Source organism: Flavobacterium salilacus subsp. salilacus (assembly GCF_004634195.1).
GTDB classification, from domain to species: domain Bacteria; phylum Bacteroidota; class Bacteroidia; order Flavobacteriales; family Flavobacteriaceae; genus Flavobacterium; species Flavobacterium salilacus.
Genome location: NZ_SKBP01000002.1, coordinates 95,851 through 112,633 on the forward strand (window position 1 = coordinate 95,851; position 16,783 = coordinate 112,633).

Here is a 16,783-nt window from a genome sequence, read left to right on the forward strand (position 1 = left end):
TACTTTGATGGGGTAAATGTAGTTTTGATTGTTTAAAACTCAAAATATAAAGCAAAACATTAGTAATAATTTAGTATTTATAACTCAATATTAAGAATAATTAAGAATATATTAAGACAAACCACCGCAGCAAGAGGCATTTTATGTACATAAAAGCCAAAACCATTTTTATAGGTTACTATAATTTTTTATACATTTAAAAACTTAATCAATATACATGGCACTTAGCTGGAACGAAATTAAAGACCGCGCGGTACGATTTGCTAAAGAATGGGAAAATGACTTTAACGAAAATGCCGAGGCAAAATCATTTATGGATGCTTTTTTCAACGTGTTCGGCATACCCCGCAGGCGCGTGGCAACCTTTGAGCAACACGTAAAAAAAGAAGACGGCAGGCAGGGCTTTATCGACCTGTTGTGGAAAGGCATTATACTCATCGAGTTTAAATCCAGAGGCAAAGACCTTGACAAAGCCCACAAACAGGCAAAAGACTATTTCCCGGCACTAAAGGATGCCGAACTGCCCCGCTACATACTCGTTTCCGATTTTGAAAATTTCAGGCTGTACGACCTGGAAGAAGATATAACTATAGAGTTTAAACTCGCCGATTTGGTACACAACGTGCAGCACTTCGGGTTTATAGCAGGCTACCAAAAACAAGTATATAAAGAGCAAGACCCTGTAAATATAAAGGCTGCCGAGCTTATGGGCAGACTGCACGACAGGCTGGAAGAGATAGGCTACGAGGGGCATAACCTCGAAGTATATTTGGTACGGCTGCTGTTTTGCCTGTTTGCCGAAGACACCACCATATTTTTACGGCAGGAATTCCAGAACTATATAGAGCAGCGCACCAATGCCGACGGCAGCGACCTCGCCTCTAAGCTACAGGAACTTTTTCAGGTATTGAATACCCCGCCCGAAAAACGCTATAAAAACATCGATGAGCAACTCAACTCTTTCCCCTATGTAAACGGAAAACTGTTTGAAGAACCCCTTGCCATAGCGAGTTTTGACAGCAAAATGCGACAGGCGTTGCTGGATTGCTGCTATCTGGACTGGAGCCAGATATCGCCCGGCATATTCGGCTCCATGTTCCAGAGTGTCATGAACCCCGCAGAAAGGCGTAACCTTGGCGCGCACTACACCAGCGAAAAAAATATACTCAAACTCATAAAGCCTTTGTTTCTGGACGATTTATGGAAAGAGTTTGAAAGCATAAAAAGCAACAGTAAAAAACTGAACGAGTTTCACAAAAGGCTCAGTACCCTTACCTTTCTTGACCCTGCCTGCGGTTGCGGTAACTTTTTGGTAATTACCTACCGCGAGTTGCGCCTGCTGGAAATAGCCATACTGCGCGCCCTGAACAAAACAGGGCAGGGTTTCCTGGACGTGCGCGAAATAATATGGCTGGATGTGGATATGATGTATGGTATAGAGTATGAAGAGTTCCCCGCACGTATAGCCGAAGTGGCAATGTGGCTGATGGACCACCAAATGAATATGCTGATAAGCAACGAATTTGGGCAGTACTTTGCCCGCCTGCCGTTAAAAAAGGCTGCTACCATAGTACACGGCGATGCACTGGAAACCGACTGGGAAAGCGTTATTCCCAAAAACAAACTATCCTACATTATAGGTAACCCGCCATTTATAGGGTCTAAAATAATGACGGCATACCAACGCAACCAAATAGCTACCGTTTTTGATAACGCAAAAGGAACGGGCGTAATGGACTACGTAACGGGTTGGTACATAAAAGCAGCTAAATACATACAAGGCACAAAAATAAAAGCAGCATTTGTATCAACCAACTCTATAGTACAGGGCGAGCAAACCGCCATACTGTGGGGGCAAATGTTTAACAAATACAATATAAAAATACATTTTGCCCACCGCACGTTTAAATGGAGTAACGAAGCACGGGGCAATGCAGCCGTATATTGTGTAATTATTGGTTTTGCTAATTATGACACCAACGATAAACTAATTTTTGAATACGAAGACATTAAAGGCGAAGCCCATGAGGTAAAAGCCAAAAATATTAATGCCTATTTGGTAGATGCTAAAGAAGTATTGATTGAAAAAAGGTCTAAGCCATTATGTAATGTACCAAAAATGAGTTTTGGTAACATGCCTTTGGATGGTGGGCATTTATTATTGAGTGACGAAGAAAAAAATGAATTTATTACAAAAGAGCCTTTATCAGAAAAATATATAAAACCTTTAATTTCTGCTTCAGAATTTTTGAACGGTAAAAAAAGATGGTGTTTATGGCTTGTAAACAGTACCCCTTCAGAATTAAAAGCAATGCCCGAAGTTTTAAACCGTATAGAAGGTGTAAAGAAATTTAGATTAGCAAGTGTAGCTCCATCCACTCAAAAATTTGCAGCTACACCTGCCTTATTCCGAGATAGAAACGAACCCGAAACTTATATTCTTGTACCAAGTACATCATCCGAAAACAGAACTTATATACCAATGGGCTATTTCTCAAACTATGAAATAGCAAATAATAGCTGTCATACGATACCCGGTGCAACCCTATATCATTTTGGTATATTAACTTCTACCATGCACATGGCTTGGGTAAAAACAACTTGTGGAAGACTCGAAAGCCGTTTTAGGTACTCTAATGAGGTAGTATATAACAACTACCCCTGGCCCGAAAATCCTTCGGATAAACAGGTTACAGCCATAGAAAAAGCAGCCCAAAAAGTACTGGATGTTCGGGCACAGTTCGCTGACAGTTCCCTTGCCGACCTGTACCACCCGCTAACCATGCCCCCTGCTTTGGTAAAGGCACACAACGACCTCGATAAAAAAGTTGACCTCGCCTATCGCCCGCAGCCCTTTACCGGCGAAGCAAAGCGTATGGAATACCTGTTTGAACTGTACGAAAAATATACCGCCGACCTGTTTACCAAAGAAAAACCCAAACGCGGAGGAAAAGGGAGTAGAATTAAGAATTAAGATTATAGAATGTAGATTTCAGAATTGAGATAATAGATAATGGATGATAGATGATAGACTGAATACTGCGACTGTAAACTGTCAACCGTAAACTGCAACTGTAAACTACAACTGTAAACTACAACTGTAAACTACAACTGTAAACTGTCAACCGTAAACTGCGACTGTAAACTGCGACTGAAAAAAAATCATTACTTTTAAGGCTCAAAATAAAGCTATGGCACAACCAATAATAAATATAAAAGGCATAACACGCGATTTTCCGTTGGGTAATGAAATTGTTAAAGTACTCAAAGGAATAGACCTCACCATAAACAAAGGGGAATATGTAGCTCTTATGGGACCATCAGGTTCGGGTAAAAGTACATTAATGAACCTTTTGGGCTGCCTTGATACAGCAACATCAGGGTCGTATATCCTTAACGGTAAAGATGTAAGCCAGATGAGCGATGATGAGCTTGCCGGCATCCGAAATAAAGAAATAGGTTTCGTATTCCAAACCTTCAACCTCCTGCCCCGCACTACCGCGCTGGATAATGTGGCATTACCCATGGTATATGCCGGCTATAAAAAACCCGAACGCAACGAGCGCGCTACCGAAGTATTGAAACAGGTGGGACTGGCAGACAGGATGGATCATAAACCCAACCAGCTATCGGGAGGGCAGCGCCAAAGGGTAGCCGTGGCGCGTGCCCTGGTAAACCGCCCCTCCATCATACTTGCTGATGAACCTACGGGTAATCTGGACAGTAAAACCTCGGTAGAGATTATGAACCTGTTTAATGAAATACATGCCAACGGCAACACTGTAATACTGGTAACCCACGAAGAGGATATTGCCAAGTACGCACACCGTGTCATCCGCCTGCGCGACGGTATTATTGAAAGTGATAGTAGCCCCCTTGCCCCCAAAGGGGGATTGACCACTGAAAATTTATAAACCATAAAATATTCCCTCGGCATGAGCCCCCTCTCCTTTGGAGAGGGATGGGGAGAGGCATTAGTTATGAAAGTATATACCAAAACCGGCGATAAAGGAACAACAGCACTATTTGGCGGTACACGTGTGCCCAAGCACCACCTGCGCATAGAGAGTTACGGTACTGTTGACGAGCTGAACTCGCACATAGGGCTTATTCGCGATCAGGAAATGAACCCAATGTATAAAAAAATATTAGAACGCATACAGGACAGGCTCTTTACTGTTGGAGCCATACTGGCAACACCTCCTGATAAAGAAATGCTGAAAAACGGAAAAGAAAGGCTTAACATCCCTAAAATCTCCGATGCGGATATTGAGCTTCTTGAAAATGAAATTGACAGTATGGACACAGCCTTACCACAAATGACGCATTTTGTGTTACCGGGCGGACATACTACCGTGTCATATTGTCATATTGCGCGGTGTGTATGCCGCCGTGCAGAGCGTCTTGCAGTGCATTTAGATGAATTGGAGGGTATAGACAGCATGGTTTTGAAGTACCTGAACCGACTTTCTGACTACCTCTTTGTACTGGCACGGAAGTTGTCATATGACCTTAACGCAGAAGAGGTAAAATGGATACCCGAAAAGTATTAATTGTGCCCGCTCTACGCACTAATATTCAGGCTTTAAGCCTTAAATTTAGTACATATTTAGAGATACAGAATTACGTTCTTAACTTTTTTAATAAAATAAACAAATTTTTGCTTGACATTTTCAGCAGAAAAATTATTTTTGCATAAAATTAAACCTTTTAAAAGATGTATTGGACATTAGAATTAGCATCCTATTTAAGCGATGCCCCATGGCCGGCTACAAAAGATGAACTTATAGATTATGCTATCAGGACAGGAGCACCTTTGGAGGTGGTAGAAAACCTTCAGTCTATTGAAGATGAAGGCGAAATATATGAATCTATGGAAGAAATATGGCCGGATTATCCTACTGATGAAGATTATCTTTGGAATGAGGATGAATACTAGCAAAAAATAAATTTCAATTGAAAAGTCTCTTTCACGAGGCTTTTTTTTTGGTTAAATTTGTACACTTTCGAATAACATAAGTAATTATATAATAATGAGTTTAATAAACAGCATACTTAAAGCTTTTGTAGGCGATAAATCTGAAAAAGATATCAAAGCCATACAGCCGCTCATCACAAAGATACAATCTTTTGAAGCAGCTTTGGCAGCACTTTCTCATGATGAACTTAGAGCAAAGACTATCTTTTTCAAAGAAAAAATAAAAGAAGCGAGAGCCGAAAAAGATGCCAAAATAGCATCATATCTTGAAGAAATAGAAAAAACAGAAGATATTGATAAAAGAGAGGACATATATGCCTCTATTGATGCGCTCGAAAAAGAAGCGTATGATATTTCGGAAAAAGTATTAATGGATATTCTTCCCGAAGCGTTTGCAGTTGTTAAAGAAACCGCCCGTCGCTTTAAGGAAAACACCCATATTACCGTTACCGCAACACCTTCTGACAGAGAGCTGTCGGCTACAAAATCGTATGTAACCATTGAGGGCGATAATGCCGTATGGGCAAACTCATGGGATGCGGCAGGTAAGGCAATTACCTGGGATATGATACACTATGACGTACAGCTTATAGGCGGTGTGGTACTGCACGAAGGCAAAATTGCCGAGATGCAAACAGGTGAGGGTAAAACACTGGTGGCTACCCTTCCGTTATACCTAAACGCACTTACCGGTAATGGTGTGCACCTGGTAACCGTAAACGACTACCTTGCCCGAAGGGACAGCACATGGAAAGCACCCTTATTTGAGTTTCATGGTATGAGGGTTGACTGTATAGACAACCACCAGCCTAACTCGGATGCAAGAAGAAGAGCTTATGCTGCCGATATTACTTATGGTACAAACAACGAGTTTGGTTTTGACTACCTGAGGGATAATATGGCACACTCGCCGGATGATTTAGTACAACGCAAGCACAATTTTGCTATAGTAGATGAGGTCGATTCGGTATTAATTGATGATGCCCGTACACCACTTATCATATCAGGACCTGTACCACAGGGCGACCGCCACGAATTTAATGAGCTTAAGCCAAAAGTAGATCACTTAGTAAACCTGCAAAGAACCTTGCTTAACGGTGTACTTGCCGAAGCCAAAAAACTGATAAGGGAAGGTAATACCAAAGATGGCGGTTTTCTGCTCCTCAGAGTTCACAGAGGATTACCAAAAAGCAAAGCACTGATAAAGTTCCTTAGTGAAGAAGGTGTAAAACAGATATTACAAAAAACCGAAAACCAGTACATGCAGGACAACAACCGAGAAATGCATAAAGTGGATGAGGCGCTGTATTTTGTAATAGAAGAAAAAAACAATCAGGTAGAACTTACTGATAATGGTATCCAATTCCTTTCGCAGGATACCGATAAAGAGTTTTTTGTACTTCCTGATATTGGCACAGGGATAGCTAATATAGAAAAGCAAAATTTAGAAAAAGAAGAAGAGGCGGAACGTAAAGAAGAGCTTTTCAGGGACTTTGCCGTAAAAAGCGAGCGTATCCATACCCTTACACAATTATTAAAAGCCTACACCCTTTTTGAAAAGGATGTGGAATATGTTATTGAGAATAACAAAATTATGATTGTGGATGAGCAAACGGGTCGTATTATGGACGGAAGGCGTTACTCTGACGGTCTTCACCAAGCAATTGAGGCTAAAGAGAATGTAAAAATTGAAGCCGCTACCCAAACCTTTGCAACCATTACACTGCAAAACTATTTCAGGATGTACAATAAACTTGCAGGTATGACAGGTACTGCCATTACCGAAGCAGGTGAGTTTTGGGAAATATACAAACTTGATGTGGTAGAGATACCTACTAACCGACCTATTGCCCGAAAAGATGAACATGACCTGATATATAAAACTACCCGCGAAAAGTTTAATGCCGTTATTGAAGATGTTACTAAACTTTCGGCAGCAGGAAGACCGGTACTTATTGGTACAACATCAGTAGAAATATCGGAATTGCTGAGCCGAATGCTTAAAATGAGAAATGTAGCGCATAACGTGCTGAATGCAAAACTTCATAAAAGAGAAGCGGAGATTGTAGCCGAAGCCGGTAAACCGGGCATAGTAACCATAGCTACCAACATGGCAGGTCGTGGTACGGATATTAAACTCTCGAAAGAAGTTAAAGATGCCGGCGGTCTTGCCATTATAGGTACAGAACGCCACGATTCAAGACGTGTGGACAGACAGCTTCGCGGTCGTGCCGGACGTCAGGGAGATCCGGGAAGTTCGCAGTTCTATGTATCGCTCGAAGATAACCTTATGCGCCTATTTGGTTCTGAAAGGGTTGCTAAGGTTATGGACAGAATGGGACTTAAAGAAGGTGAGGTTATACAACACTCTATGATGACAAAATCGATAGAGCGTGCACAGAAAAAAGTGGAAGAAAACAACTTTGGAGTACGTAAAAGACTATTGGAGTATGACGATGTTATGAACGCGCAACGTGAGGTAGTATATAAACGCAGACGACACGCATTGCGTGGTGAACGTCTTAAAGTGGATATTGCCAACATGATGTATGATACTGCAGAGGAAATTGTAGTATCGAATAAAGAAATTAACGATTACAAGAATTTTGAATTCGAAATCATCCGTTATTTCTCTATAAGCGCTCCTGTCAGCGAAGCAGATTTTTCAAAAATGTCTGAAAAAGATATTACTGCAAAAGTATATAAAGCTGTAATGGAGGCGTATCATGAAAAAAATGAACGTGATGCTTCGGAAGCTTTCCCCGTTGTTAAAAATGTTTATGAAGATAAAAACTCGCAATACGAGCGCATTGTAGTACCATTTACCGATGGTATAAAAACGCTGAATGTGGTTACCAATCTTGAAAAAGCATACCAAACACAAGGAAAATCGCTGATTGCTGATTTTGAAAAGAATATAACACTTGCTATTGTTGACGAAGCGTGGAAGAAACACCTCCGTAAAATGGATGAGTTAAAACAATCAGTACAGCTTGCCGTACACGAACAAAAAGATCCTTTGCTTATTTATAAGTTTGAAGCCTTTAACCTGTTTAAGAAAACCGTAAACGGTATTAATAAAGATGTAGTTTCGTTCCTGTTTAAAGGAGACCTGCCATCGCATAACGTTAGTAACATACAAGAAGCAAAACAGGTAAAACAAAAAGAAGATTATAAGACCAGTAAAGAAGATGTTTTAAATACGGATGAAATGGCTGCTCAGGCTCGCGAGGTATCGCAACAAAGCCAAAGTAACAGACCACAGGTAACTGAAACCATCGTTAGAGAAACTCCTAAAATAAACCGCAATGATACCGTTACTATTAAGCATGTAATGAGTGGTAAAACGGAAAACATGAAGTTTAAGAAAGCAGAAAGTATGCTTGCAACGGGAGAATGGATTATAGTTAACGAATAAACTTTATATTGTTACGATTATACAAAATCCCCATAGTAAATGGGGATTTTGTATTTATACTTTTTGATAATTTTTTGCACGATATGTTAATTAAAATTAAGTACGTGCTATTATCACTACCTTACATGAACATAAATAAAGTAAAATGTCAAAAAGCCTCGACCCAAAAAAAAGCAGTAAAAAAGTCCCTTTAAAGACTGCCAAAGAGAAAAAAGAAGAAAAACGGGACAAAAAAAATAATAAAAAAGATTTTAGTTAATCTTAAAAAAAGCTTCTTATACAAGGAGCTTTTAACATAATAGCTGCCTGCTGCTGTACAAAATTATCTTCCTTTTTTTAGTAATTTTATCCCAATTTAAAAGCTGCTTCACCACCCTATGGAATTGTATTACTCGCTATCTGTAATGATTGTTATAGCATCGTTTTTCGCTTACCTGAATGTGCGCTTCCTCAAGCTGCCCTCTACCATAGGCGTTATGATTATTGCAATGGCAGCCTCTATAGTACTGGTTACCTTTGGCAGTTCTATACCCAATATAGAAAACCGTGTTTCAGCATTACTTCATAGTTTTGATTTTACGGAAGTATTGATGGGGGCTATGCTTAACTTTATGCTTTTTGCCGGAGCCATACATATTAACCTGCGCGACCTTAACGAACAGCGTACACCCATAATGACCTTTTCTACCGTAAGCGTTATTATATCAACTTTGGTGGTGGGTACACTGGTCTATTTTATACCCATGCCGGGGCTAGAAATACCTTATATATACTGCCTGCTCTTCGGGGCTTTAATATCGCCTACCGACCCTGTTGCGGTACTCAGCATACTTAAAGGCGCAAAAGTCAGAAAATCGCTGGAAACAAAAATAGCAGGCGAGTCGCTTTTTAACGACGGTATGGCGGTTGTGGTATTTGCGGTAATATTACAGCTCGCCGAAAATGAAAATGCGAGCTTCAATATTTTTAATATAATATGGCTGTTTATAAAAGAAGCCGGCGGCGGTTTCGTTCTGGGTGTTATACTGGGTGTAACAGCCTCTAAAGCCATGCGAAAAATAGATGATTATAAAGTATCGGTACTCATCACGCTGGCAGTAGTTATGGGAGGCTATCTTATTGCCCATGCTTTGCATGTATCAGGACCGCTTACTATGGTATTTGCCGGTCTTATTATTGGTAATTTCAACAGAAAGTCTTCGAATATGTCTTCTACTACCAAAGATTACTTAGATAAATTTTGGGAATTGAATGATGAAATATTAAATGCTATTCTTTTCCTTTTCATAGGACTCGACCTTTTGCTGATACCCGACCTTAATGCCTACTGGATTCCCGGTATTGCCAGTATTGTAATAGTACTTGCTTCCCGCTTTATTTCGATATGGCTTCCCGGAAAATTTATTAAGCTGAAAGAACGGTTTGGTCCCGGCACCATTAAAATACTGGTTTGGGGTGGCTTGCGTGGCGGGGTATCTATCGCACTGGCATTATCTATAGCCGATAGTCCTTATACTAAAACTATTGTAGCGATAACCTATTTTGTAGTAGTGTTTTCTATTATTGTACAGGGACTTACCATAGGCAGGGTTGCCAACAAAGTATTGGAAACTAAATAACATCTGGCAATATCTTCCCAGGGTTCAAAATATTATTAGGGTCAAATATTCCTTTTATGGCTTTCATCAAGCCGAGCTGCTTTTTATCAAAAGCGATATCCATATAATTTTTCTGTACATAGCCTATACCGTGCTCGCCCGAAAGCGTTCCTTTTAGCGATACTGTTAGTTCAAATATTTCCCTGATACCTTTAGGCACTTCATTTTTCCAATTATCATCACTCATATCACCTTTAATGATGTTTACATGCAGGTTACCATCGCCCGCGTGCCCATAGCAAACTGACTTAAAGCCGTATTTCTCCCCTATTGCTTTTACACCTTTTAAAAGTGTGGGGAGTTCATAACGGGGTACTACGGTATCTTCCTCTTTATATATTGAGTTCGATTTTACCGCTTCGGCTACCGTTCGGCGCAACTTCCATAAGGCATTCTTCTGCTCTTCGGTATCAGCATAGAGTACTTCATCAATATCGAATTGCTCCATTACATTCATTATTTTTTCCGCTTCCGCAAATAATATATCAGGGTAGTTACCATCTACTTCTATCAGCAGGTGTGCCTGTACTTCGTCTTTAACATTCAGATTTACATTATCCAGAAATCGTAACCCCCAGTCAATGGCATCGCGTTCCATAAACTCCAGCGCACTGGGCACTACCCCTGCCCTGAATATAGCTGCCACTGCTTCGCAAGCCTGCTCGGCTTTAAAGAAGGGAACAAGCATCAGCACATTATGCGTATTTTTAGGGAGCAACTTCATCACAATTTGGGTTATAATGCCCAATGTGCCCTCACTTCCTACCATAAGCTGCGTAAGGTTATAACCTGTCGAATTTTTCAATGTATTAGCCCCTGTCCGGATAATTTCGCCTGTGGGCAAAACCACTTCAAGATTCAGTACATAATCTTTAGTAACACCATATTTTACCGCTCTTGCCCCGCCTGCATTTTCGGCAACGTTACCGCCTATGGTACAACTCCCCCTGCTACTGGGATCGGGCGGATAAAACAGCCCCTTTTCCAAAGCCGCTTCCTGAAACTGCTGCGTTATTGCGGCAGGACCCAATATAGCCTGTAGATTTTTTTCGTCAATAGTTATACTGTTTAATCGTTCCGTAGAAAGTCCTATACCTCCATAAATACTTAATGCGCCACCGCTAAGCCCTGTACGCCCCCCTATGGGTACTACAGGAATTTTGTAGATATTGGCAAGTTTCATTATCTCCGAAATTTCCTGTGCATTGGCAGGCTTTACCACTACAGATGGCGGAAAGTTATAATCTTCAGTTTCGTCATGCCCGTAGTGTGTGCGGGTTGCTGTATCTGAAAAAAGAAATGACTGCCCAACTATGTTTTCAAGTTGTGCAATCATTTGCTGTGGTAGTGTTGTAGTATCCATAGTATTTTATAAAACTGCATTGCTGCCGAATTTCAAAAATACTATAATTTGCAGTAACGTTTTTTAAGCTTTAATAATTAATTTTTTTCTTTTTGCCCGTAATAAGTCTGTCAACCGAAAAACGACCACTGCCAATTATCAGTAATAGCACATATATGGCAAGATAAAGTCCGGGCAACTCTTTATTGCTAAAGTTGTCCTCGCTGTGTATTACAAATACGGCAATAAACATAGTTATGATAAGGGGGATGGCTGCCAGCCTTGTGGCAAAACCCATCAGAATAAGGAAAGAGCAAATAAGTTCGGCAAAAACAGTAAGTATAAGCGAGGCTTGCGCGCCTACACCCAAAGGATCTACAAACTTAACAGGACCGCTTTCCATAAGCATATCCAGTTTTTGCAAACCATGTGTTATCATAAAACATCCTACCGTAATACGCAATAAAAGAATTGTGAAATCATACAAATTCTGATTGTACGAAGTATTAAAGAGTCTCATCATCATTGTCCTGAAAATTGGATGTTGACAATAGATGATAAATAAGTAATTCTTGCGGAATTTACTTTAAAATTAAGATGTGAATGCTCCGGGGGTAAAGACCATTGTAGTGTAATCATAATGTAAGGTGTTTTTTTATATTTTTTAGGATTTAGTTTAGGTACGTAAAGTTACACAAAACACAATTAACGAGCAGTTAAAATAACGTAAAGTGTTAATTAATTATTAAATTTTTAAAAATAAATAATTTTATCGCGCTTTACACAAACAATTGATTGCAAAAATATCCGAAAAATCAATAATTATGCAATAACCAGTACCAAAATGCAAGGGTAAGGAATGATAAAGGTATCCCTACTCCTATCATCATACCCGAAAGGCGGGGTTTTAAACCGTGCGAAGAGGCAAGTATCGATGCAGTTATCATGGGTGCCATAGCAGCTTCCATGACAGAAACTTCGGTTTCTATTCCCTGCCCTTTTAATACTAACTTATATAAGATGAAGAAAAAGGCAGGCATAATCATCAGCTTGAAAAACAAACCGATTGCAAGAAAATTCCAATGCTTGCTTTTAACATCTATTTTCAGTTGCATACCTACTGCTACCAGTGCTACAGGGGTAACCGTACTGCCAAGCCTTAGCAGTACCGACTGTACAGCTTCAATAAAATCAAAGTTAAAAACATTCATACATGCCCCTGCAAAAAAGGCGACAAAGGGAGGGAAAAGTATTATTTTCTTTGCTATTGATGCAGTGCTTGTTACTCCTCTGGAATAGGCTGTGGCTACAATAATACCCAAAGTAGCCATTACCACAAATGTACCGGGCTGATCGACTATAATAGCTGTTTCCAGTCCTTCTTTTCCGTATAATGCCTCTATAACAGGAAAGCCTACAAAGGCAGTGTTCCCCAATCCTCCCGTAAGGATAAGGCAGCCCGTAAGTTTGCGCGACCATCCGAAAATTTTACTCAGCGTGATAAAAAATACTAAAGCAAGCGCAAAGCTAAGCCATGCTACTCCCAAAGGATATAACAGTTTTATACTAACAGCTATTTTAGGAATGTAATATAATGCTAAACCCGGCAATGATATATAAATAACAAATTGATTGAGCGCCACATAAGCATTAGGCGGAAACGCCTTTACCCGCTGTAAACCCACACCGGCAAGCATACAAACAAATATGAGAATAATACTGTCCAACTGATTTTATTACAAATTGCAGCCAAATTTACAGTTATTACGCAACACCATACAGAAAAATATAACAAAATAGGGAGCTATTTAATAAAACCCTTTATTTTTGTAATGCAAAGTTCAATAAATTAAAATGATATCAGGTAAGTTCGCCATTACACTCCATATTCTTACGCTTTTGTCAAAATTTCCCGAAGAATATCTTTCATCGGATTTTTTGGCATCCAGTATGAATATTAACCCTGTATTGGTGCGAAAAGAAATTGCTAACCTGAAGAAACATAATATTGTAGAAAGCCGCGAGGGTAAATACGGAGGTTCGAAACTTTGTATAGGCTCTGATACCATTACGCTCGATGATATTTTTAAAATAACTTTTGAAACTGTTTCGCTTGGTTACTGCAAAAAAGACCCGAACCCCGAATGCCCCGTAGGCAAAAAAATAAATGAAAACCTCGACAAGCTATATACCGATATTAATAATAATATTAGCGACAAACTTTGCCAAATATCCTTAATGGAATTTACTGAGGAATTTTAGCAATCCCAATCAAAATGCCTATTTTTACTGTACTTAAAGTAATACAGTGGATAAACCCAAACACCATACCGCCCTGCATGAAAAGGATGGCATAAGCCAGCCCGAGAATATTAGTGCGGCATCTATAGCAAATATTACACAGTTAAGAAAAAAGCAACCTTCTGCTGATGAATTGGTTAAAGGCATTCTTGATGGTAACAAAACCGCATTGAGCAGAGCTATAACTTTAGTAGAAAGCACCAACCCTGCCCATCTTGAAAAAGCAATGGCGGTAATAAACCAATGCCTTCCCCATGCCAACAAATCAGTACGCATAGGTATTACCGGCGTGCCGGGGGTTGGTAAAAGTACCTTTATAGAAGCTTTTGGTAAACACCTTACAGGTTTGGGGCGCAAAGTAGCCGTACTGGCTGTTGACCCCAGCAGCTCTATGTCGCATGGCAGCATATTGGGCGATAAAACCCGAATGGAAGAACTGGTAAAAGATGAAAATGCCTATATCCGTCCTTCAGCATCGGGCGATACATTGGGTGGTGTGGCTCGCAAAACACGCGAAGCCATCATACTCTGCGAAGCCTGTGGCTTTGATACCATAATAATTGAAACGGTTGGTGTAGGACAAAGTGAAACCGCCGTGCATAGTATGGTCGATTTTTTCCTGTTGCTTAAAATAGCGGGTGCAGGTGATGAACTACAGGGTATTAAACGCGGTATTATGGAAATGGCAGACCTGATAGTTATTAATAAAGCTGACGGCGATAATATCAAAAAAGCAAAACTTGCCAAAACAGAGTTTAACCGTGCGTTGCATTTATTTCCTGCTAAAAATTCAGGTTGGCAACCTAAGGTTACTACTTGCAGTGCTATTACTCATGATGGTATAGCCGATGTGTGGCAAGTAGTAAACGATTATTTTGAAATGGCTAAAGGCAATCGTTATTTTGAAGCAAAACGCACCGACCAAAACCGCTACTGGCTTACCGAAACAATTAACGAACAACTGAAAGCCAACTTTTATGCCCGTGAGGATATTGCTGTTCTACTGGAACACTATAAAAAAGCAGTACAAAACAACGAACTTTCGCCGTTTGCAGCAGCACAATTTTTATTGGAGAAATATTTTGAGAAGTGAATCTTCATCATTCTGAATGTAGCATAGCGGAATGAAGAATCTAAAGCCAGTAAGAGATTCTTCACTGCATTTCATTCCGTTCAGAATGACAAACTGAATACTGTCACTATAAACTGTTTACTGCTTCTCGTAGCGCTCCATTTCGCGGTCATAAAAAGCATTTGCCTGCTCTATCAACTTTTCCATTTCGGTTTCCAACTCATTCTCGTCAAGGTCTTCCGCTTCTTCCATAATCTCTACCTCATCATCTTTAAGATTGATTATAAAACGAGGATAATCTAAATGAATGATGAATATATCTTCAGGGTGGTCAGTATTGTCGGCAAGTACAAATTTTGGTAATTCCATATCAGTCGTAAAGTTTGAACGTCTAAAGTCATAAAGTCAGTTTTCTGAAATTATTTCCCGAGACGAATAAGTTTCTTTGTTAAATAATTAAAGCGAATATACAAAAATAATGCTGCGGCTGTAAGCCCTGCCAGCAAGCCTATCCATATTCCCGTTGCTTCCAGCGAGGTATATAACCCTAAATATAATGATATAGGAAAACCGATAACCCAATAGGATATAAAGGTTATTACAGTTGGTATTTTTACATCCTGTAAACCGCGCAATGCCCCAAGCACTACTACCTGTATGCCATCGGAAATTTGAAACACCGCAGCCACAATCAATAGTTGTGCTGCAATATTTATAACTACCGTGTTTTCGGCAAGCAATGCATCATCCGTCATGTTCAGGAAAAACTGGGGCAGATAGTTGTGAAAAATTATAAACAAGGCTGCAAATACTATTTCCAGCAATACTGCCAACAGGAAAATAGAACGTGCTACGAGCAGTAATTTTTTATAATCTTTCAGTCCTTTTTGATTTCCCACACGTATCATAGAGGCTACACTTAGCCCCATGGCAAACATAAATGTCATCGAAGCAAGACTCAAGGCTATTTGGTTGGCTGCCTGACTTGATTTACCAATAGAGCCTGATAGCCATACCGCCATAGTAAACAAAGCTACTTCAAAAAACATTTGCATGGACGAGGGTATCCCCAATGCAGTGATTCTTCGGAGCATTGATTTTTTAATTTCGCTGAAGCTGAAATTGGTAAAATATATTTTTAACTGCTCGTTTTTAGCCAATATATAGTGGATGTACACTACCATGAATATTCTGGAAATTACCGTACCCAAAGCAGCACCTACAATACCCATTTCGGGGAAAATCCATATACCATATATCAACAGGTAGTTTACTACTATATTAATAACATTCGATATAATTACTGCATACATGGCATATTTGGTAAGCGACAAACCGTCGGCAAACTGCTTATATCCCTGAAATATAACCATTGGCAGTAATGAAAACGCAACCCAGTCAATATAAGGTGCAGCAAGTGTTACCACCTCTTCGGGCTGGCTCATAAGGTGCATTAATGGTTTGGAAAAACACACTATTGCAAATAAAAAAACGCCGAGTATAGTGCACAAAAACAACCCATGATGAAAAACAGTGCGTACTTTAGCAACATTTTTTTCGGCATCATACTGTGCTACTATAGGTGTAATAGCGGTAGAAAAACCAATACCTACGGACATGGCTATAAATACCATACTGTTACCTAACGAAGCTGCTGCCAGCTCTGCTGCACCAAGCTTGCCCACCATAATATTGTCTATAATACCCGTTATGGTATGCCCCAGCATACCCAATATTACAGGCCAGGCAAGGAGGATATTGTATCGGAATTCTTTTGTATAAGCGGATAGTTTCACTATTCCTGAATTTTTTTGGCAAATGTAAGCAGAAGAAACGAATGGCATGGGTGGTGCAAACATAAATAATTGTAAATATCAAAATGCCTTGAATATCTTGCTTGACAGAGAAAAACTACAATACGCTGGTTAACAAATTGTAAACTCTGTTATAAAAGCCAATCTTTACAAAAGGCTGCCTTATTATTGGTGCAGGTTTTTTATTTTTGTTGTAACAT

Annotated in this window: 13 protein-coding genes; 8 read left to right on the plus strand and 5 right to left on the minus strand. The window is 39.8% G+C overall.

All coding sequences use genetic code 11. From position 1 onward, the window contains the following. Positions 1–217: 217 nt before the first annotated feature. The 6 genes from E0W68_RS03545 to E0W68_RS03575 all read left to right on the plus strand — a co-directional run bounded on the left by E0W68_RS03545 (position 218) and on the right by E0W68_RS03575 (position 10,015). Positions 218–2,974 carry a class I SAM-dependent DNA methyltransferase gene (locus tag E0W68_RS03545; RefSeq protein WP_135218039.1) on the plus strand — a complete coding sequence of 919 codons (2,757 nt, stop codon included), beginning with the start codon at positions 218–220 and terminating at the stop codon, positions 2,972–2,974. Between the two features lie 217 nt (positions 2,975–3,191). Continuing rightward, entirely contained in the window at positions 3,192–3,914 is a 723-nt protein-coding gene (locus E0W68_RS03550) for an ABC transporter ATP-binding protein (RefSeq protein ID WP_135218040.1), read from the plus strand. 66 nt (positions 3,915–3,980) lie between these two features. Beyond that, positions 3,981–4,553, plus strand: a complete 573-nt coding sequence (locus E0W68_RS03555) for a cob(I)yrinic acid a,c-diamide adenosyltransferase (RefSeq protein ID WP_135218247.1) — start codon at positions 3,981–3,983, stop codon at positions 4,551–4,553. A 164-nt stretch (positions 4,554–4,717) separates the two neighbouring features. Continuing rightward, on the plus strand, positions 4,718–4,939 hold the full coding sequence (locus E0W68_RS03560; RefSeq protein ID WP_002986941.1) for a DUF2795 domain-containing protein: 222 nt from the start codon (positions 4,718–4,720) through the stop codon (positions 4,937–4,939). Between the two features lie 94 nt (positions 4,940–5,033). After that, positions 5,034–8,396, plus strand: coding sequence for a preprotein translocase subunit SecA (gene secA, locus E0W68_RS03565; protein WP_135218041.1), 3,363 nt, complete (start codon positions 5,034–5,036; stop codon positions 8,394–8,396). Positions 8,397–8,773: 377 nt separating this feature from the next. Beyond that, entirely contained in the window at positions 8,774–10,015 is a 1,242-nt protein-coding gene (locus E0W68_RS03575) for a cation:proton antiporter (protein ID WP_135218043.1), read from the plus strand. Here the strand turns inward: E0W68_RS03575 and E0W68_RS03580 are convergent. The 3 genes from E0W68_RS03580 to E0W68_RS03590 all read right to left on the minus strand — a co-directional run bounded on the left by E0W68_RS03580 (position 10,008) and on the right by E0W68_RS03590 (position 13,123). Beyond that, positions 10,008–11,417 carry an FAD-binding oxidoreductase gene (locus E0W68_RS03580; protein ID WP_135218044.1) on the minus strand — a complete coding sequence of 470 codons (1,410 nt, stop codon included), beginning with the start codon at positions 11,415–11,417 and terminating at the stop codon, positions 10,008–10,010. The two genes, E0W68_RS03575 and E0W68_RS03580, sit on opposite strands and share 8 nt — an antisense overlap. 70 nt (positions 11,418–11,487) lie before the next feature. Continuing rightward, positions 11,488–11,922 carry a DoxX family protein gene (locus tag E0W68_RS03585; RefSeq protein WP_225990328.1) on the minus strand — a complete coding sequence of 145 codons (435 nt, stop codon included), beginning with the start codon at positions 11,920–11,922 and terminating at the stop codon, positions 11,488–11,490. Positions 11,923–12,211: 289 nt separating this feature from the next. Further along, positions 12,212–13,123, minus strand: a complete 912-nt coding sequence (locus E0W68_RS03590) for an AEC family transporter (RefSeq protein ID WP_135218045.1) — start codon at positions 13,121–13,123, stop codon at positions 12,212–12,214. A gap of 127 nt (positions 13,124–13,250) precedes the next feature. Between E0W68_RS03590 and E0W68_RS03595 the strand changes: the two genes are divergently transcribed. Beyond that, on the plus strand, positions 13,251–13,658 hold the full coding sequence (locus tag E0W68_RS03595; protein WP_135218046.1) for an Rrf2 family transcriptional regulator: 408 nt from the start codon (positions 13,251–13,253) through the stop codon (positions 13,656–13,658). 46 nt (positions 13,659–13,704) lie between these two features. Continuing rightward, on the plus strand, positions 13,705–14,790 hold the full coding sequence (gene meaB, locus E0W68_RS03600) for a methylmalonyl Co-A mutase-associated GTPase MeaB (RefSeq protein WP_135218047.1): 1,086 nt from the start codon (positions 13,705–13,707) through the stop codon (positions 14,788–14,790). A 117-nt stretch (positions 14,791–14,907) separates the two neighbouring features. Here the strand turns inward: meaB and E0W68_RS03605 are convergent, their stop codons facing one another. Together E0W68_RS03605 and E0W68_RS03610 are read right to left on the minus strand one after the other, a co-directional pair. Beyond that, entirely contained in the window at positions 14,908–15,138 is a 231-nt protein-coding gene (locus E0W68_RS03605) for a hypothetical protein (RefSeq protein ID WP_135218048.1), read from the minus strand. Between the two features lie 50 nt (positions 15,139–15,188). Beyond that, positions 15,189–16,565 (minus strand): MATE family efflux transporter, encoded by a 1,377-nt coding sequence (locus E0W68_RS03610; protein WP_135218049.1) that lies wholly within the window; start codon positions 16,563–16,565, stop codon positions 15,189–15,191. Positions 16,566–16,783: the final 218 nt, after the last annotated feature.